The 18,440-nt window shown below is 66.6% G+C and carries 16 protein-coding genes; 11 read left to right on the plus strand and 5 right to left on the minus strand.

Annotated elements, in window-relative coordinates; genetic code table 11:
- Nucleotides 1-10: 10 nt before the first annotated feature.
- The gene (metC, locus tag ACM1PE_RS28415; protein WP_059376655.1) at nucleotides 11-1,204 is read right to left on the minus strand and encodes a cystathionine beta-lyase; all 1,194 of its coding nucleotides are present in this window, start codon (nucleotides 1,202-1,204) and stop codon (nucleotides 11-13) included.
- 82 nt (nucleotides 1,205-1,286) lie between these two features.
- On the minus strand, nucleotides 1,287-2,012 hold the full coding sequence (locus tag ACM1PE_RS28420; RefSeq protein ID WP_419341726.1) for a nitroreductase: 726 nt from the start codon (nucleotides 2,010-2,012) through the stop codon (nucleotides 1,287-1,289).
- A gap of 133 nt (nucleotides 2,013-2,145) precedes the next feature.
- On the opposite strand from ACM1PE_RS28420, the gene ACM1PE_RS28425 reads away from it, so the two are divergent.
- A complete protein-coding gene (locus tag ACM1PE_RS28425) occupies nucleotides 2,146-2,772 on the plus strand; it encodes a LysE family translocator (RefSeq protein WP_059376646.1) in 627 nt (208 codons plus the stop codon).
- Nucleotides 2,773-2,953: 181 nt separating this feature from the next.
- Nucleotides 2,954-3,982 (plus strand): Bug family tripartite tricarboxylate transporter substrate binding protein, encoded by a 1,029-nt coding sequence (locus ACM1PE_RS28430; RefSeq protein ID WP_419341727.1) that lies wholly within the window; start codon nucleotides 2,954-2,956, stop codon nucleotides 3,980-3,982.
- Nucleotides 3,983-3,990: 8 nt separating this feature from the next.
- Here the strand turns inward: ACM1PE_RS28430 and ACM1PE_RS28435 are convergent, their stop codons facing one another.
- Nucleotides 3,991-5,058 carry an MBL fold metallo-hydrolase gene (locus ACM1PE_RS28435; protein ID WP_059376642.1) on the minus strand — a complete coding sequence of 356 codons (1,068 nt, stop codon included), beginning with the start codon at nucleotides 5,056-5,058 and terminating at the stop codon, nucleotides 3,991-3,993.
- A 72-nt stretch (nucleotides 5,059-5,130) separates the two neighbouring features.
- Here ACM1PE_RS28435 and ACM1PE_RS28440 point away from each other — a divergent pair, with 72 nt between their 5' ends.
- Nucleotides 5,131-5,511 carry a MerR family transcriptional regulator gene (locus ACM1PE_RS28440; protein ID WP_059376638.1) on the plus strand — a complete coding sequence of 127 codons (381 nt, stop codon included), beginning with the start codon at nucleotides 5,131-5,133 and terminating at the stop codon, nucleotides 5,509-5,511.
- Nucleotides 5,512-5,521: 10 nt separating this feature from the next.
- Entirely contained in the window at nucleotides 5,522-5,854 is a 333-nt protein-coding gene (locus ACM1PE_RS28445) for a YnfA family protein (RefSeq protein WP_118934054.1), read from the plus strand.
- 112 nt (nucleotides 5,855-5,966) lie between these two features.
- On the opposite strand, the gene ACM1PE_RS28450 is transcribed toward ACM1PE_RS28445, so the two are convergent.
- Both ACM1PE_RS28450 and ACM1PE_RS28455 read right to left on the minus strand, forming a co-directional pair.
- Nucleotides 5,967-6,938, minus strand: coding sequence for a Bug family tripartite tricarboxylate transporter substrate binding protein (locus tag ACM1PE_RS28450; protein WP_419341730.1), 972 nt, complete (start codon nucleotides 6,936-6,938; stop codon nucleotides 5,967-5,969).
- 58 nt (nucleotides 6,939-6,996) lie between these two features.
- Complete coding sequence (locus ACM1PE_RS28455; protein ID WP_419341732.1) at nucleotides 6,997-8,172, minus strand: M20 aminoacylase family protein; 1,176 nt, start codon at nucleotides 8,170-8,172, stop codon at nucleotides 6,997-6,999.
- A 246-nt stretch (nucleotides 8,173-8,418) separates the two neighbouring features.
- On the opposite strand from ACM1PE_RS28455, the gene ACM1PE_RS28460 reads away from it, so the two are divergent.
- The 7 genes from ACM1PE_RS28460 (at nucleotide 8,419) to ACM1PE_RS28490 (ending at nucleotide 18,428) form a co-directional block, all read left to right on the plus strand.
- Nucleotides 8,419-9,597 (plus strand): isovaleryl-CoA dehydrogenase, encoded by a 1,179-nt coding sequence (locus ACM1PE_RS28460; protein ID WP_059376629.1) that lies wholly within the window; start codon nucleotides 8,419-8,421, stop codon nucleotides 9,595-9,597.
- An 11-nt stretch (nucleotides 9,598-9,608) separates the two neighbouring features.
- On the plus strand, nucleotides 9,609-11,465 hold the full coding sequence (gene aceK / locus ACM1PE_RS28465; RefSeq protein WP_059376627.1) for a bifunctional isocitrate dehydrogenase kinase/phosphatase: 1,857 nt from the start codon (nucleotides 9,609-9,611) through the stop codon (nucleotides 11,463-11,465).
- Nucleotides 11,466-11,500: 35 nt separating this feature from the next.
- Nucleotides 11,501-12,682, plus strand: coding sequence for an acetyl-CoA C-acetyltransferase (locus tag ACM1PE_RS28470; protein ID WP_059376625.1), 1,182 nt, complete (start codon nucleotides 11,501-11,503; stop codon nucleotides 12,680-12,682).
- A 225-nt stretch (nucleotides 12,683-12,907) separates the two neighbouring features.
- Nucleotides 12,908-14,515, plus strand: coding sequence for a carboxyl transferase domain-containing protein (locus ACM1PE_RS28475; protein WP_059376622.1), 1,608 nt, complete (start codon nucleotides 12,908-12,910; stop codon nucleotides 14,513-14,515).
- Between the two features lie 56 nt (nucleotides 14,516-14,571).
- On the plus strand, nucleotides 14,572-16,596 hold the full coding sequence (locus ACM1PE_RS28480; RefSeq protein WP_419341735.1) for an acetyl/propionyl/methylcrotonyl-CoA carboxylase subunit alpha: 2,025 nt from the start codon (nucleotides 14,572-14,574) through the stop codon (nucleotides 16,594-16,596).
- An 84-nt stretch (nucleotides 16,597-16,680) separates the two neighbouring features.
- Nucleotides 16,681-17,100: a VOC family protein gene (locus tag ACM1PE_RS28485; RefSeq protein ID WP_118934050.1), complete on the plus strand. Its 420-nt coding sequence runs from the start codon at nucleotides 16,681-16,683 to the stop codon at nucleotides 17,098-17,100.
- A 107-nt stretch (nucleotides 17,101-17,207) separates the two neighbouring features.
- Nucleotides 17,208-18,428 carry an MFS transporter gene (locus ACM1PE_RS28490; RefSeq protein ID WP_059377596.1) on the plus strand — a complete coding sequence of 407 codons (1,221 nt, stop codon included), beginning with the start codon at nucleotides 17,208-17,210 and terminating at the stop codon, nucleotides 18,426-18,428.
- The last annotated feature ends 12 nt before the right edge of the window (nucleotides 18,429-18,440 follow it).

Consider the following 18,440-nt stretch of genomic DNA (forward strand, 5'->3'; position numbering starts at 1 on the left):
CTTGCGCCGCTCAGCCCTGGACGGCGGCGGCCTTTTCCAGCGCCTGGGTCAGGTCGGCAATGATGTCGTCCGGCGACTCCAGGCCGATGTGCAGGCGCACCAGGGCGTTGTCGCCTTCGCCCCAATAGCGGTGCTTGGCCAGGTCCTTGCTCGACACCAGCTGCACCAGGCTTTCATAGCCGCCCCAGGAAAAGCCGATGCCAAAGAGCGTCAGTGAATCCACGAACACGCGCGCGGCCGCCGGCGACAGGCGCAGCTCGACGGAAAGCATGCCATTGGAGCCGGTGCAATCGCGCTGCCACAGGGCGTGGCCCGGATCCTGCGGCCAGGCCGGGTGAAACAGGCGCACGGTCTCGGGACGGCTCTTGAAGAATTCGCATACCTGCAAGGCATGGCGCGCGTGCTGGGCCATGCGGATGGGCATGGTGCGTACGCCGCGCAAAGCCAGCCAGGCGTCGTCCGCGCTGATCGAATAGCCCATGGCGTACTGCGTGCGGTTGAGCTTGCGGGCAATCTGTTCGTCATTGGTGACGACGGCGCCCAGCATCAGGTCGGAGTGCCCGCCCACGTACTTGGTGCCGGCGATGACGGATACCTGCGCGCCCAACGTCAGGGGACGGTAGATGTAGCCCGAACCCCAGGTATTGTCGGTGGCCAGCACCAGCCCGTGGCTCTGCGCGAAAGCGGCCATGGCGCCCATGTCCAGCATCTCGAACAGCAGCGATCCCGGAGATTCGACGTACAGCAGCTTGGTGTTGGGACGCACCAGCGCTTCGAGGTCCTCGCCGGCCGCGAAGTAGGTGATCTCGATGTTCATGCGCTTGAGCACCGCGTCGTCGAGTTCGCGCATCGGACCATAGACGCAGTCCGAGATCAGGGCGTGGTCGCCGGCCGAGCACAGGGCCATCATGACCATGGTCATCGCCGATAGGCCCGAGGACGCCAGGTAGCAATGCGTGCCGCCTTCGAGCTGGGTGAAGACTTCTTCCAGCGCCGCATGCGTGTCCATGCCCATGCGCCCGTAGGTGGAGGCGCGGCCGCCTGCCGCCTTGCTGCGCTGGGCCTTTTCGAGCGCTGCGAGGTTCTCGAAGCGCACCGTGCTGGCCCGCATCGGCGGCAGGGGTACCGGCGCGGTGCCGGTTTCCGGGTTGAACGGGGCGGTGCCTGCGTGCTGCAGAAGCGTATCGATGTGTTTGGTGGGCATCTTCAGTGGACTGCTTGCGTATGGACAGGGACGGAATAAAAGCGATCAGGAAGAACCATATCAGGCCAGGCGCAGCCTGTCCCTATTCGCCGATCCAGGTAACGGTTTCGGATTGCGGCGCGCGGCTGGTGCGATAGCTGTTGGCGGGGTGCTCCGTGTCGGCATAACCGAAGGAAATGCCGCAGACCACGCGACGATCCGCGGCGATGCCGAGTTCATCGCGCAGCACTTCCGGATACATGGCCAAGGATGCCTGGGCGACGGTCGCCACGCCATTGGCCTGGGCCGCCAGCAGGAAATTGGCCACATAGCCGCCGCAATCCATCGCGCCGTATTCGCCCAGCGCCTCGTCGGTGGTGACGATGGCCACGTGCGGCGCATCGAACAGCTGGAAATTGCGCATTTCCTGGCGGCGGTATGCCTCGCGGTCGCCACGCGCCACGCCGACCGCGCCATACAGCTGGAAGCCTGATTCGCGCCGGCGGGCCAGGTACTCGCCCTGGTATTCGCGCGGAAACGGAAAATCCGGCGTGAAGCCAGACTGTTCCGCGCGGCGTTGCAGCGCGTCGCGCAGGCGTTCCGTACCCGCGCCTTCGGTGATCGTCACCTGCCAGGGCTGGCAGTTGCACCAGGACGCGGCGCGCTGCGCCAGATCCAGGATGCGTTCGATGGTGCCGCGCGCGACGGGCTGGGGCAGAAAGGCGCGGCAGCTGTGGCGCGCATGCAGCCACGCTTCGAGTGCGGCATCGGGGCGCGCGTCTGCGTCCTGCAAGGGTTGCGGGGAATGCGGCATGGCGGTGAAGGGCATGGCGGTCGTCTCTCCTGATCGGGTCGCACACGCCCGCCAGGGACGCATGCGGCATGCATGATGAGCACGTCTTTCCCTTTATGATGCCACTTCCGGCCTTCCAGAGCCGGCCGAACCGTTCCAGGCGACCCCCATGCTGCCCATCGACACCCTGATTGCATTTTTCGGCATTGCCGTCCTGCTGGCCCTGACCCCGGGGCCCGACAACCTGTTCGTGCTGATGCAATCCGCCATCTGGGGCCGCAAGGCCGGCATGTTCGTGGTGCTGGGGCTGTGCACGGGACTGCTGGGACATACGGCCGCCGTGGCCGTCGGGCTGGCGGCCGTGTTCGCGGCCTCGCCCATGGCCTTCACCGTGCTCAAGCTGGCGGGCGCCGCGTACCTGGCGTATCTAGCGTGGCAGATCCTGCGCGCGCCGGTCGAAGCCGAGGACGGCAAGCGCCCCGAACCCATGAAGCCCGGCGCGCTCTATCGCCGCGGCATCGTGATGAACCTGACCAATCCCAAGGTGTTGCTGTTCTTCTTCGCCTTCCTGCCGCAGTTCACCTCGCCGGCGCTGGGCCGGGTGGGCCTGCAGACCATGCAGCTGGGCGCGGTGTTCATGGTGTCGACGCTGCTGGTGTTCGGCGCCATCGCCTTCTTCTCGGGCGCGTTCGGGGAATTGCTGCAGCGTTCGGTGACGGCCAAGCGCTGGCTGAACCGGATCGCCGCGCTGGTATTCGTCGGGCTGGCCGTGCGGCTGGCGACGGCCTCGCGTTGAACGGGCGGGGCAGGCCCTCGCAAATGCGCCCGCTCTGAGAGAGCCACGCGCATTCTTCATGAGCATATGTGGAATTTGACGTTTGCGGACCTGGGCCGGCGGTTCAAGATTGCCGCATCGCCCCAGGAAAGGCATAGGCACGGACACCGATAGCCCCCCTTGCGGCGCAAGGAGCGTGGCCATGAATCTAAGCAGACACTTGCGCAGGAAAGCCCCCACCCAAGCGCTGGCCACGGTTGCCAGGCGGGCCGGATGGGCTGCCGTTGCGCTGGCATGCCTGTCCTTGCCTGCGCACGCCCAGACCGACTATCCGTCCAAGCCCTTGCGCCTGGTCGTGCCTTACCAGGCTGGCGGACAGGTCGACGTCATTGCACGATCGGTAGCCGAAGGCCTGGGCAAGCGGCTCGGCCAGCCCGTGCTCGTGGAGAACAAGCCTGGCGCAGGCGGCATCATCGCCACCAATCACGTCGCCAAATCGGCCCCGGACGGTTACACCCTGCTATTGACCCTTGCCACGCCGATCACCGCCAACCTCGTGCTCTACAAGAAGCTCCCCTACGATCCGCGCACCGAGTTGCGGCCGATCTCCGATATCTCCAAGAGTTCGGGCGTGATCGTGATCCACGGTTCGTTGCCCGTAAAGAACATGGACGAGCTGATAGCGCACGCAAGAAAAGAACCTGGCGCGCTTCGAATGGGTTCGTGGGGACCGGGCTCCCCGCCGCACGTCATTCAGCGCTACATGAACAAGACTTATGGCATCGACATCCTGAACGTGCCCTATAAGGGTGAACTGCCGATCGTGACGGCATTGCTTGCCGGCCAGATCGACGTGGCCCTGGCTTCCGCGTACACCCTCAGGCAGCACCTCGCCACCGGCAAGATACGCGCCCTCGCGGTGCTCGGCGGAAAGCGGATCAGCAGCTTGCCAGACGTACCGAGCATGGCCGAGGCAGGCTACGACGATGAGGCGTATCGAACCGTGACGCCGACGACGCTGCTTGCCCCTGCCCAAACGCCCGCCGACATCGTCGAACGCCTGGGTCGCGAGATCAGCGCCACGGTGCAGAGCCCTGAGGTCCGCGAGCGGCTGCTCGCGATGGATCTGGAGCCGATCGGAAACCTGCCCCACGAAGCCGAGGCCGAGTACCAGACCTATCTTCCGATCGTTCTAAAGCTGACCACCGATGCAGGTGTGACGCTGGACTGAGGCCGGATTCAGGCGGCCGAGAACCGCACGATGCCGTCCGCGCCCAGCGCGCGCTTGAGCTTGCCTTCGAAATACAGCGCGTGCAGGTGCGCCAGCGCCTCGCCCATGGCGAAGGTCAGCTGGTGCAGGTCGAGCTTGCGCTTGAACAGCACCGGCACGATGTCCGTGGTCGATTGCGGCTGAACGGCACAAGCTTCCAGCACTTCCGCCAGGCGGTCGCGATGGTGTTCGTGCTGTTGCGCGATGCGCTCGTGCAGGCCCTTGAAAGGCCGGCCGTGCGATGGCAGCACCAGCGTGTCTTCGGGCAGGTCGGCGTAGCCATCCAGCGAACGCAGGTACAGGGGCAGGGGATTCGCGTCGGGCTCGTAATCGAACACGCTGACGTTGGTGGAAATGCGCGGCAGCACCATGTCGCCCGAAATCAGCACGCGCAGGTCCGGGGAATACAGCGAGGCATGTTCCGGCGCGTGGCCGTAACCCACGATGACGCGCCAGTCGCGCCCGCCGATGCGCACCTCATCGCCGTTCATGATGCGGGTGTAGCGCGCGGGCACGGCCGGCACCAGGTTGGGGTAGTAGTTGGCGCGCTGGCGGATCTGCTCCTGCGCGTCCGGGTCGGTCAGGCCATGGCGCGCGAAGTGATCCACCGCCGATTGGCCGCCCGGACCGCCGCCGGCCTCGCCGCGGCGCGAGGACCACAGCGACGCCACCATGAAGTCCGTCATCGTCATCCACAGCGGGGCGTTCCAGCGTTCGCACAGCCAGTGCGCCAGGCCGATGTGGTCGGGGTGCATGTGGGTGACGATCACGCGCAGCACCGGCAGGCCTTCGAGCTCGGTCTCGAACACGCGTTCCCACAGCGTCTTCACTTCATCGCGCGTGATGCCACAGTCGACGATGGTCCAGCCGTCGCGCCCGTCGATGTTGTCGCGCAGCAGCCAGAGGTTGATATGATCCAGCGCGAACGGCAGAGGCATCCTGATCCACTTGACCCCATCCGCCACCCCGTGCGAACGGCCGGCTTCGGGCTGGAAATCGGCCCAGGGGTACTGCAGTTTCTGTTCGTTCGGATTCATTGCCTCTCCTCCACGCTTGACGATTGGGTCAAGTCATCATAATTTACGTTTACGTAAACTGCCACAAGCCGCATGTCCCCGTCAACCTGGACTATCTCAGAGCTCTCCCGCGAGTTCGACGTCACGCCCCGCACGATCCGCTTCTACGAAGACCAGGGGATCGTCAGCCCGGCGCGTGAAGGACGCAACCGGGTCTTCGGGCCACGCGACCGCACGCGCCTGAAACTGGCCCTGCGCGGCAAGCGCCTGGGCCTGCAATTGTCCGAGATCCTGACCCTGATCGACATGTACGACGGGCCGGGCGACACCGAGGTCCAGCTGCGCCAGTACCTAAGCGTGCTGGAACAACACCGCGCCACGCTGGAACAGCAGCGCCGCGACATCGAGGATACCCTGCGCGAGATCGCGCAGCAGGAACAGCAATGCCGCGAGTTGCTCGCGCAAAAGCCCTAGGGGCGCACGCATGGCCGCCCTGCAAACCCTCGCGCTGTTCGTCCTGACGGCGCTGGCCGAGATCATCGGCTGCTATCTGCCTTACCTGTGGCTGCGCAAGGGCCATTCGATCTGGCTGCTGGCGCCTGCCGCGGCCAGCCTGGCGCTGTTCGCCTGGCTGCTCACGCTGCACCCCACGGCCTCGGGCCGCGTGTACGCGGCGTATGGCGGCATCTATATCGGCATGGCGCTGCTATGGCTGTGGGCCGTGGACGGCGTGCGTCCCAGCATGAGCGACTGGCTGGGCGTGGGCCTGTGCCTGGCGGGCATGCTGGTGATCATGTTCGGGCCGCGCAGCGCGTAGGCTGCGACAAACCGCCACAAGAAAGACCCCACTGGGCGCCCGCTGTCTTGGGGCAGGCCGAAAAAAAAGCGCGCGTACCCACAGGGTCGCGCGCTTTTTGTTGGGGCAAGGCTTACTCAGCCTTGATGTTGCCTTCCTTGATGACCCGCGCGTTGTTCGCGAATTCCGCCTGCACCTGCTTGGCGAAGGCCTCGCCCGTGGCGGTGCCTGGCTGCAAGTACGACTTGGCCAGCAGATCCTGGAATTCAGCGCTGGCGACTGCCTTGGCCAAAGCCGCCTGCAAGGGCTGGGCGACCGTCGCCGGCAGCTTGGCCGGCGCAAACACGCCGAAGTTCGAGTAGTACTGCGCCTGCGGCATCTTCAGTTCCGCCATGGTGGGCACGTCCGGCCAGGCGGCCAGGCGCTCGGGCGCCATCACGGCCAGCGGCTTGAGCGCGCCGCTGGCGACGTGCGGCAGCACCACGTCGCTATTGACCACCAGCAACTCGACCACGCCGCCCAGGCCGTCGGTCAACGCCTGGCTGTTGCCGCGGTAAGGCACGTGCAGCATCTTGGTGCGGGTCTGCGCCGTGACGGCCGACATGCCGATGTGGGCCACGGTGCCCTGGCCCGGCGTGCCGTAACGCACGCCGTCGGGATGCGACTTGGCGTAGTCGATCAGGCCGGCGAAGTCCTTCACCGGCAGCGCCTTGGTGGCGACGATGGCGACGGGCGCGACCGCCACGCTGGCCACCGGCGTCAGGTCCTTCATCGGGTCGTAGTTGGTCTTGGCCAGATGCGGGAAGATCGTCAGCGGGCTGGTGGAGGCCAGCAGCAAGGTGGTGCCGTCCGGCTGCGCGCGCGCCACAAAGTCGGTGCCGACGGACGCGCCCGCGCCCGGCTTGTTCTCAACGATGACGGTTATGTTGCTTTCCTTGCGCAGGACGTCGCCCAGGCGGCGTCCGATCGCGTCGGCGCTGCCGCCCGCGGTGTAGGGCACGACCAGCGTCACCGGCTTGGCCGGCCAGTTCTGCGCCATCGCGCCGCTGGCCATGATCGCCAAGGCCGCCCCCGCGGCCTTGATCAGCAATGTCTTCTTTTTCATATCGTCCTGGTAATGTTGCGTGGCACTGCGTCAGATAAAACGAAAAGCGTGAAGCACATCAGGCCAGATAGCGTTGCGCCAGGCGTACCCAGTACGACGCGCCAGCCGGAATCAGGGAATCGTTGAAGTCGTAGCTGGCGTTGTGCAGCATGCAGGGACCCAGGCCGTGGCCTGCCATGCGGTGCTCGCCGTCGCCGTTGCCCAGGAACACGTAGCAGCCGGGTTTTTCCTGCAGCAGGAAGGCGAAGTCCTCCGAGGCCATGGCCGGTTCGATCACCATTGCCTTGTCCTCGCCCACGACCTCGCGCATGACTTCCATGCAGAACTCGGTTTCGGCGACGGTGTTCACCAGCGCCGGGTAGCGGCGCTCGAAGAATACGTCGGCTTCGCAGCCGTGCGCGGCGGCGATATTGCCTGCAATCTCGTTCATGCGGCGTTCGATCAGATCGACCACGTCCGTGCTGTAGGCCCGCACCGAGCCACCCAGCCAGGCACTATTCGGAATGACGTTAATGACGCTGCCGCCCGCCTGCACCTGCGTGATCGACAGCACGGCCGCATCCAGCGGGCGCTTGCTGCGCGTGAGAATGGTCTGCAGCGACTGGCCGATGGCGAACAGCGCAGGCACCGGATCGCTGCAGTCCTGCGGCGCGGCCGCGTGGCCACCCTTGCCGCGCACGGTGATCTTGAAGCCGTTGGCGGCCGCCATCATCGGGCCGGAGCAGACGCCGATGGATCCGGCGGGCAGCCCCGGCCAGTTGTGCAGGCCGAACACGGCTTCGCAGGGAAAACGTTCGAACAGACCGTCCTGGATCATGGCGCGGCCGCCCGCGCCGCCTTCCTCGGCCGGCTGGAAGCACAGGTACACGGTGCCGTCGAAGCCGCCTTCGGCCTGCAGGTGGCGCGCGGCGGCCAGCAGCATGGCGGTGTGGCCGTCATGGCCGCAACCGTGCATCTTGCCGTCGTAGCGCGAGCGGTGCTCGAACTGGTTCTCTTCCTGCATGGGCAGGGCGTCCATGTCGGCGCGCAACATGATGGCGCGATCCGACGTGCCGCGCTTGATCACGCCGACCACCCCGGTCTTGGCGATGCCGGTGTGAACCTCGATGCCCCAGCCGCGCAGCGTGTCCGCCACCACCTTGGCCGTGCGGTGCTCTTCGTAGCAGAGCTCCGGATGCATGTGGATGTCGCGCCGCAGCGCCACAATTTCGTCCAGGTTGGATAGTTCGAGCACGGCAGACTCCATCGCAATGATTCAGGATTCAAGGATCGGCTGGCATCTTACTCAGCGCAACTCCCTGGGCAGGCCGGAATTACCTAGGGATAACCCGACTCCAATTTACGTTTACGTAAACGTAATATTTGCGGTGCATCATTGCGCAGCGATGGCCGATCGGCGCATCATGAGCCACGCGCGGCAAGCTGGCGCCGGACACGGGCGCCCACAAAATAGTAAGTACCTACTATCACGGAGACAGCGATGAACCTTCCCGGCCTGAACTTCGACCTGGGCGAAGATCTGGACATGCTGCGCGACGCGGTGCGCAATTTCGCACTGGCCGAGATCGCGCCGCGCGCCGCAGAAGTCGACCGCAGCGACCAGTTCCCCATGGATCTCTGGCGCAAATTCGGCGACCTCGGCGTGCTGGGCATGACGGCCGACGAGGAATACGGCGGTGCAAAAATGGGCTATCTGGCCCACATGGTCGTGATGGAGGAAATCTCCCGCGCCAGCGCCTCCATCGGTCTGTCCTACGGCGCGCACTCCAACCTGTGCGTGAACCAGATCAACCGCAACGGCACCCCCGCCCAGAAAGCCAAATACCTGCCCAAGCTGATTTCGGGCGAACACGTGGGCGCCCTGGCCATGAGCGAGCCGGGCGCGGGTTCCGATGTGGTCAGCATGAAGCTGCGCGCCGACAAAAAGGGCGACCGTTACGTACTGAACGGCACCAAGATGTGGATCACCAACGGCCCCGACGCCGACACCCTGGTGGTCTACGCCAAGACCGACCCCGAAGCTCACCAACGTGGCATCACCGCCTTCCTGGTGGAAAAGGGCTTCAAGGGCTTTTCCGTGGCGCAGAAGCTGGACAAGCTGGGCATGCGCGGCAGCCACACCGGCGAACTGGTGTTCCAGGACTGCGAAATCCCCGAAGAAAACGTGCTGGGCCAGGTCAACGGCGGCGTCAAGGTGCTGATGAGCGGCCTGGACTACGAACGCGCCGTGCTGTCCGGCGGCCCGGTAGGCATCATGCAGGCCGTGATGGACGTGGTCGTCCCCTATATCCATGACCGCAAGCAGTTCGGCCAGGCCATCGGCGAATTCCAGCTGATCCAGGGCAAGGTCGCTGACTTGTACACCACGCTGCAAGCCAGCCGCGCCTTCTGCTACCAGGTCGGCAAGAACCTGGACCGCCTGGGCGCCGAGCACGTGCGCCAGGTGCGCAAGGACTGCGCCGCGCTGATCCTCTACACCGCCGAAAAGGCCACCTGGATGGCGGGCGAGGGCGTGCAGATCCTGGGCGGCAACGGCTACATCAACGAGTACCCGGTGGGCCGCCTGTGGCGCGACGCCAAGCTGTACGAAATCGGCGCCGGCACCAGCGAAATCCGCCGCATGCTGATCGGCCGCGAACTGTTCAACGAAACCGCCTGAGCCACGCCGCCATGATCCGCATGTCCGACGTCCAGCACATCGAGCAGGCGCCCGCTCCGGGCCCCTCGCCGCTGGACGTCGCGCGGCTGATCCTGGCGGGCTTCGACCGCCACTACGCGCTGTTTCGCTACAGCGCCCAGCGCGCCAAGGCGCTGTTCGAATCCGGCGACTGGCACGGCATCCAGCGCCTGTCGCGCGAGCGCATCGAGTACTACGACATGCGGGTGCGCGAATGCGCCACCCAACTGGAAGGCGTGCTGCGCGGCCGCCCCGAAGGCGCGGTCGGCGCCAACGGCAGCGCGGCGCCCGCCCTGAGCGATGCGCAGACGGCATTCTGGCAACAGATCAAGCAGGAATTCGTGGGCCTGCTGGGCGACCACCGCCAGCCCGAATGCGCCGAGACGTTCTTCAACTCGGTGTCCTGCCGCATCCTGCATCGCGACTACTTCCACAACGCCTTCCTGTTCGTCCGCCCGGCCATCGCCACCGACTACCTGGACAGCAGCATCCCGTCGTACCGCGTGTATTACCCCGCCACCGACGGGCTGGAAAAAAGCCTGATCCGCATGGTGGCGGATTTCGGCCTGGCGCTGCCCTTCGAAGACCTGCCGCGCGACACCCGGCTGCTGGCGCGCGCCGCGGTCAAGCAGCTGCGCGCGATCCTGCCGCGCCACGTCGGCCGGCGCATCGCCAGCGATTGCCAGATCCACGCGCTGGGCTCGCTGTTCTTCCGCAACAAGGGCGCCTACATCGTCGGCCGCCTGATCAACCAGGGCACGGTGTACCCCTTCGCAGTGGCGCTGATGCGCAACCCGGCGGGTCAGGTCGTGCTGGACGCGCTGCTGCTGGGCGCCGACGACCTGAGCACGCTGTTCAGCTTCACGCGCGCCTATTTCCTGGTGGACATGGAAACGCCGGCCGCGGTGGTGAACTTCCTGTCCAGCCTGCTGCCGCGCAAGCCCAAGGCCGAGCTCTACACCATGATCGGCCTGCAGAAGCAGGGCAAGACGCTGTTCTACCGCGACTTCCTGCACCATCTGGCCCATTCGCGCGACGCTTTCGACATCGCCCCCGGCATCAAGGGCATGGTGATGTGCGTGTTTACGCTGCCGTCCTATCCCTACGTGTTCAAGCTCATCAAGGACCGCATCGACAAGGACGGCATGGACCATGCCACCGTGCGCCGCAAATACCAGATGGTGAAGCTGCACGACCGCGTCGGCCGCATGGCCGACACCTGGGAATATTCACAGGTGGCGCTGCCGCGCGCCCGTTTCGCGCCGGCGCTGCTGGAAGAGTTGCGCCGCCTGGTGCCCAGCCTGATAGAGGAAACCGGCGACACGGTGGTCATCCGCCATGTCTACATCGAACGGCGCATGACCCCGCTGAACATCTATCTGCGCCAAGCGTCGGACGCGCTGCTGGACCCGGCCGTGCGCGAATACGGGGACGCCATCCGCCAACTAGCGGCGGCCAATATCTTCCCCGGGGACATGCTCTACAAAAACTTCGGCGTCACGCGCCTGGGCCGGGTCGTTTTCTACGATTACGACGAAATCCAGCGCATGACCGAAATGAATTTCCGGCGCATTCCGCCCGCCCCCAACGAAGAGGCGGAGCTGGCGTCGGAACCCTGGTATGCCATCGGTCCGAATGATGTCTTCCCCGAAGAATTCGGACGCTTTCTGCTAGGCGACCCGCGCGTGCGCGGCGCCTTCATGCGTCACCATTCCGACCTGTTGGAACCGGAGTGGTGGCAGGCCTGCCGCGCCCATGTGGCGCAGGGCCGGATTGAAGAATTTTTCCCTTACGATACGGACAGACGCCTGCGTCCGGAACGCCCTACGGGCGAACCCGCGGCCTCGTAACCCCAGAGCTGTCCCGACCCTCACAGGAGCTAGCCATGTCAGATCCCATCGTCATCGTTTCCGTCGCCCGCACGCCCATGGGCGGCATGCTGGGCGCCTTGTCCGGCCTGGCCGCGCACGAGCTGGGCTCGATCGCCATCAAGGCCGCCGTCGAACGCGCCGGCATCAAGCCCGAGCAAGTCGAAGAAGTCATCATGGGCAACGTGCTGCAGGCCGGCCAGGGCCAGGCCCCGGCGCGCCAGGCAGCACTGGGCGCCGGCCTGCCGCTGGGCGTGGCTTGCACCACCATCCACAAGGTCTGCGGTTCGGGCCTGAAGGCCGCCATGTTCGGCCATGACCTGCTGGCCGCGGGCAGCGCCAACATCGTCGTCGCTGGCGGCCAGGAAAGCATGAGCAACGCGCCCTACCTGCTGCTCAAGGGCCGCCAGGGCTACCGCTACGGCCACAACACCGTGTATGACCACATGGCGCTGGACGGCCTGGAAGACGCCTACGACAAGGGCAAGGCCATGGGCGTGTTCGCCGAAGATTGCGCCGCCAAGTATTCCTTCACGCGCGAACAGCAGGACGCGTTCTCGCTGGAATCGCTGCGCCGCGCCCGCGCCGCGTCGGAAGACGGCAGCTTCAAGTGGGAAATCGCCCCCGTGACCGTGGCCGGCCGCAAGGGCGACACCGTGATCGACACCGACGAAGCCCCCACCAAGGCCATGCCGGAAAAGATCCCCACCCTCAAGCCCGCCTTCAAGAAGGACGGCACCGTCACCGCCGCCAACTCCTCGTCGATCTCCGACGGCGCCGCCGCCATGGTGCTGATGCGCGCCTCCACCGCCGAGAAGCTCGGCGTGAAGCCGCTGGCCCGCATCGTCGCCCACAGCCAGCATTCGCAAGAGCCGAACTGGTTCACCACCGCCCCCGTGGGCGCGCTGAAGAACCTGTTCGCCAAGACCGGCTGGAAGGCCGAGGACGTGGACCTCTACGAAATCAACGAAGCCTTCGCGGTGGTCACCATGGCTGCCATGGCCGACTTCAAGCTGCCGCATGACAAGGTCAACGTCCACGGCGGCGCCACCGCCCTGGGCCACCCGATCGGCGCGTCCGGCGCCCGCCTGATGGCCACCCTGGTCGGCGCGCTGCGCAAGACCGGCGGCAAGCGCGGCGTGGCCACGCTGTGCATCGGCGGCGGCGAAGCCGTTGCCATGGCGATTGAAATGATCTGACGCAACGCCGGGGGGCTTCGGCCTCCCGGCTTTCGATGGATTCCGCTGCGCCTTTCTTGCATGGCGTCATAGCGCGACGGGTCGGTCGCGCGCCATGCAGGAAAGGCGCAACGAAATCCCTCTTCGGTACCCCTGACCGACAAGAATGCCCGGCCCACCGGGCAGCGAGACAAACCGCTCCACGAGCGCCTTCAAATTTCCAACAAGCAGGACGGGTGGAACCCCATGCCCATCATCGAATCCCGCATCAATCCGCGGTCGCAGGACTACACCGACAATGCGCAGGCCATGCAGGCGCAGCTGGACGATCTGGACCAGCAACTGGCCCATACCGCGCTGGGCGGCAGCGAAGCCGCGCGTGCCAAGCACGTGGCGCGCGGCAAGCTGCTGCCGCGCGACCGCGTTGAACACCTGATCGATCCGGGCACGCCATTCCTGGAACTGTCGCCGATGGCGGCGCACGGCATGTACGGCGGCGAAGCCCCCGGCGCCGGCGTCATCACCGGCATCGGCCGCGTGGCCGGCACCGAATGCGTGATCGTCTGCAACGACGCCACGGTCAAGGGCGGCACCTACTACCCGATGACGGTCAAGAAGCACCTGCGCGCGCAGGAAATCGCCGCGCAGAACCATCTGCCCTGCGTCTACCTGGTGGATTCGGGCGGCGCCAACCTGCCGCAGCAAGACGAGGTCTTCCCCGACCGCGAACACTTTGGCCGCATCTTCTACAACCAGGCGCAGATGTCCTCGCAGGGCATTTCGCAGATCGCCGTGGTGATGGGCTCCTGCACCGCCGGCGGCGCCTACGTGCCCGCCATGAGCGACGAGTCCATCATCGTCAAGAACCAGGGCACCATCTTCCTGGGCGGTCCGCCGCTGGTGAAGGCCGCTACCGGCGAGGAAGTCAGCGCCGAGGACCTGGGCGGCGGCGACGTGCACACGCGCCTGTCCGGCGTGGTCGACCACCTGGCCGCCAACGACATGCACGCGCTGCAACTGGCGCGCAACGCCGTCGCGCGCCTGAACCGCAAGAAGCCGCAGCCGCTGGCCACCATCCCGGTGCGCGAGCCGCGCTACGATCCGAACGAACTCAACGGCATCATCCCGGCCGACACCCGCAAGCCCTACGACGTGCGCGAAGTCATCGCGCGCATCGTGGACGGCTCCGAGTTCGACGAGTTCAAGGCGCGCTTCGGTCCCACGCTGGTCACTGGCTTCGCGCACATCCATGGCATGCCCGTGGGTATCGTGGCCAACAACGGCATCCTGTTCTCGGAGTCCGCGCAGAAGGGCGCGCACTTCATCGAACTGTGCGCACAGCGCAAGATCCCGCTGGTGTTCCTACAGAACATCACCGGCTTCATGGTCGGACGCAAATACGAAAATGAAGGCATCGCCCGCCACGGCGCCAAGATGGTGACGGCCGTGGCCACCGCCAACGTGCCCAAGTTCACCGTGCTGATCGGCGGCTCGTTCGGCGCCGGCAACTACGGCATGTGCGGCCGCGCCTATTCGCCGCGCATGCTGTTCATGTGGCCCAACGCCCGCATCTCGGTCATGGGCGGCGAACAGGCCGCAAGCGTCCTGGCCACGGTCAAGCGCGACGGCATCGAGGCCCGCGGCGGCCAGTGGTCGGCCGATGAAGAAACCGCCTTCAAGGCGCCGATCCGCGAACAGTACGAACGCGAAGGCCATCCCTATTACGCCACCGCGCGGCTGTGGGACGACGGCATCATCGCGCCGGCCGACACGCGGCGCGTGCTGGGGCTGGCCCTGTCGGCGGCCTTGAACGCCCCCATCGAGGACACCAAGTTCGGCGTGTTCCGCATGTAGGGCGGCTTGGCCGTCCCCATTGCAGCCCAAGAATAATTTCAGCCTGGATGACATCCATGTTCGACACTTTGCTGATTGCCAACCGCGGTGAAATCGCCTGCCGCGTGGCCGCCACCGCCCGCCGCATGGGCATCCGCACCGTCGCGGTGTATTCCGACGCCGACGCCAACGCCCGCCACGTCGCCGCCTGCGACCAGGCCGTGTACATCGGCGGCTCCGAACCGCGCGCCAGCTACCTGCGCGCCGACGCCATCCTGCAAGCCGCGCGCGATACCGGCGCGGGCGCCATCCACCCCGGCTACGGTTTCCTGTCTGAGAACGAAGCCTTCGCCGAGGCCGCCGAGAAGGCCGGCATCGCCTTCGTCGGGCCGCCGGCCTACGCCATCGCCGCCATGGGCAGCAAGTCCGCCGCCAAATCGCTGATGGAAAAAGCCGGCGTGCCGCTGGTGCCCGGCTACCACGGCGACAACCAGGACCCGCAATTCCTCAAGACCCAGGCCGACGCCATCGGCTACCCCGTGCTGATCAAGGCCAGCGCCGGCGGCGGCGGCAAGGGCATGCGCGTGGTCGAATCGTCCGGCGCGTTCCTCGATGCGCTGGCCTCATGCCAGCGCGAGGCCGCCTCCAGCTTCGGCGACGACCGCGTGCTGATCGAACGCTATCTGCAGAAGCCGCGCCACATCGAAATCCAGGTATTCGCGGACACGCACGGCAACTGCGTCTACCTGTTCGAACGCGATTGCTCGGTACAGCGCCGCCACCAGAAGGTGATCGAAGAGGCCCCAGCGCCCGGCATGACCGAAGAGCGCCGCCGCGCCATGGGCGAGGCCGCCGTCGCCGCCGCGCGCGCCGTAGGCTACGTGGGCGCAGGCACGGTGGAGTTCATCGCAGAACCCGACGGCCGGTTCTACTTCATGGAAATGAACACGCGCCTGCAGGTCGAGCACCCGGTCACCGAAATGATCACGGGCCACGACCTGGTCGAATGGCAGCTGCGCGTGGCCGCCGGCCAGCCGCTGCCGGCGCGCCAGGAAGACTTGCGCATCCAGGGCCACGCCATCGAGGCCCGCATCTACGCCGAGAACCCCGAGAAAGGCTTCCTGCCGTCCATCGGCACGCTGGCCTACCTGGGCCTGCCGGCGCACACCGCATTCGCCAACGGCGACATCCGGGTCGACGGCGGCGTGCGCATGGGCGACACCATCACGCCGTTCTACGACCCCATGATCGCCAAGCTGATCGTGCACGGCGCCGACCGCGACCAGGCCCGCGCCCGCATGCTGCAGGCCCTGGCCCAGACGCAGGCCGTGGGCGTGCAGACCAACGTGGCCTTCCTGTCGCGCCTGATGCAGGACAGCGCCTTCGCCGCGGCGGACCTGGACACCGGCCTGATCGAACGCCAGCGCGCCACGCTGCTGCCCGAACCCCAGGCGGCCAATCCCGCCACGCTGGCCCTGGCCTGCGCCGCAGTGCTGGTGCGCCAAGGCCTGGCGCAGCCGCAGGCTACGGGTGGCAAGCAGCCCGCCGACCCCTGGGACGCGCGCGACGGCTGGCGCCTGGGCGGCCGCTACCAACGCCAACTGCAATGGGTGGACAACGGCGAGACCCGCCACGTCACCGTCGCCCGCCAGGGCGGCGTCTGGACCCTGGACAGCGGCGCAGGCCCGCAGGCCTTCCTGTGGCGCGCCCACGCCAGCGCCAACCCCAATCTGGCCTACGGCCTGCGCATCACGCTGGACGGCCATGAAAGCGCCGGCACCGTCGTGCTGCACGCCGAAAAGGCCCACGTCTTCGGCGAAGCCGGCGTGCACGTGCTGGACCTGTACGATCCGCTGGCGCATTCGCAGGACACCCAGGGCGAACACGGCGGCGGCCTCACGGCCCCCATGCCCGGCAAGATCATCTCGATCTCGGTCAAGGCCGGCGACACCGTGGAAAAGGGCCAGCCGCTGCTGGTGATGGAAGCCATGAAGATGGAGCACACCATTTCCGCGCCCGCCGACGGCAAGGTCTCGGAAGTGTTCTACGGCGTGGGCGATCAGGTAACGGAAGGCGCCGAGCTGGTCGCCATCGGCGAGTAGCCAGGCGCGCAGTAACAAAATCGTCATCCTCCCCGCCGCCCGCGGGTGCATCATGGGCGCTCCTGCATTTTCACAGGAGTACCCATGATGAGTGCTATGCCCTCCGAATCCGCGGCGCCCCGGCTGTTCCCAACCCTGCGTTGCCGCGATGCGGACGCCATGCTGCGCTGGCTTACTGGCGTACTGGGTTTCACCGAACACGCCGTCTATCGCGACGACGGCGCGGTGCAACATGCGGAACTGGCTTATGGCAGCTCCCTTTTGATGCTGGGTCCTGACCGCGACGACGCCCATGGCAAGCTGGTAGGCGACCTGCAAGGACGCCGCACCGACGCGCTGTATTTGGCGGTGGATGATCCCGACGCCCTGCACGCGCAGGTCCAGGCGTCCGGCGCCACCATCGAAACCCCGCCCTACGACACCGCCTACGGCAGCCGTGAGTTCGCCTGCCGCGATCCGGAGGGCAACCTGTGGAGCTTCGGGACGTATTGGCCGAAGGCATAACGGCAGGCACGGCCGGGGGCACATGAGCCGCTCTTAGTTTCCCGTCAGCGACTTCTCCCTAGAATGCGGGGTCCGGCGCCCGTCGCGCGCCCAAAGCGCAATCCCTGATGCCCGCCCCCGATTCCCCCAGTCCGCTTCAACGTCCCGCCTTCCTGCATTACCTGTTCGCGCGCATCGGCGCGTCGCTCGCCTTCCAGATCGTCTCCGTCGCGGTGGGCTGGCAGATCTATGCATTGAGCGGCAGCGCCCTGGACCTGGGCCTGATCGGCCTGGCGCAATTCCTGCCCATGGCGGCGCTGACCCTGGTGGTGGGCCACGTAGCCGACCGCTACGACCGCCGCAAGATCGTGGCGGTATGCATGGCGCTGGAGGCGCTGGCCACGCTGGTGCTGGCGATCGCGGCCCTGCACGGCGTGGGCGGCAAGACGCTGATCTACGCCACCATCATCATCATGAGTTCGGCCCGCGCCTTTGAAGCGCCGACCCTGGCCACGCTGATCCCGGCGGTGGTGCCGCGCGAATGGCTGCCGCGCGCGACCGCGCTGGCCTCGTCCGGCGGACAGATCGCGCAGATCGCGGGTCCTGCGCTGGGCGGCGTCGGCTACGGGCTGGGAGCAGGGTGGATCTATTGCGTGGCGGCGGCCCTGTACCTGTCCGCCTTCGCCTCCATCGCCACGCTGGTCATCGAACGCGCCCCGCCGCGCAAAGAACCGACCACCTGGCGCACGCTGTTCGCCGGCATCACCTTCATCTTCCAGCGGCGCCTGCTGCTGGGCACCTTGTCGCTGGACCTGTTCGCCGTGCTGCTAGGCGGGGCCACGGCCTTGCTACCTATCTTCGCCAAGGACATCCTGAACGCCGGCCCCTGGGCGCTGGGCGCGCTGCGCGCCGCTCCCGCTTGCGGCGCCGCGCTCATGTCCTTGACGCTGGCCCGCCTGAGCCTGGGCGAACACGTCGGCCGGCTGCTGTTCGGCGCGTTGATCGTGTTCGGGCTGGCGACCACGGTATTTGGCCTGTCGACCTCGATCCCGCTGTCCATCGGCGCGCTGGTGGTGCTGGGCGCGGCGGACGCGGTCAGCGTGGTGGTGCGCTCGTCGCTGGTGCAGCTGAACACGCCCGACCATATGCTGGGACGAGTAAGCGCGGTGAACACGCTATTCATCGGCGCCTCAAATCAGCTGGGCGAATTCGAGTCCGGCGTCATGGCCGCGGCCTTCGGCGCGGTGCCCGCGGTGGTAATCGGCGGGGTCGGCACGATTGCCGTGGCGGGGTTGTGGATGCGGTGGTTTCCCGAGCTGCGCAAGTTGAAAACCATCCACGCGTCCTGACGCGGCGCGTCC

The organism is Achromobacter sp. PD1, assembly GCF_048541815.1.
In the GTDB taxonomy this organism is placed as follows: domain Bacteria; phylum Pseudomonadota; class Gammaproteobacteria; order Burkholderiales; family Burkholderiaceae_B; genus Achromobacter; species Achromobacter bronchisepticus_A.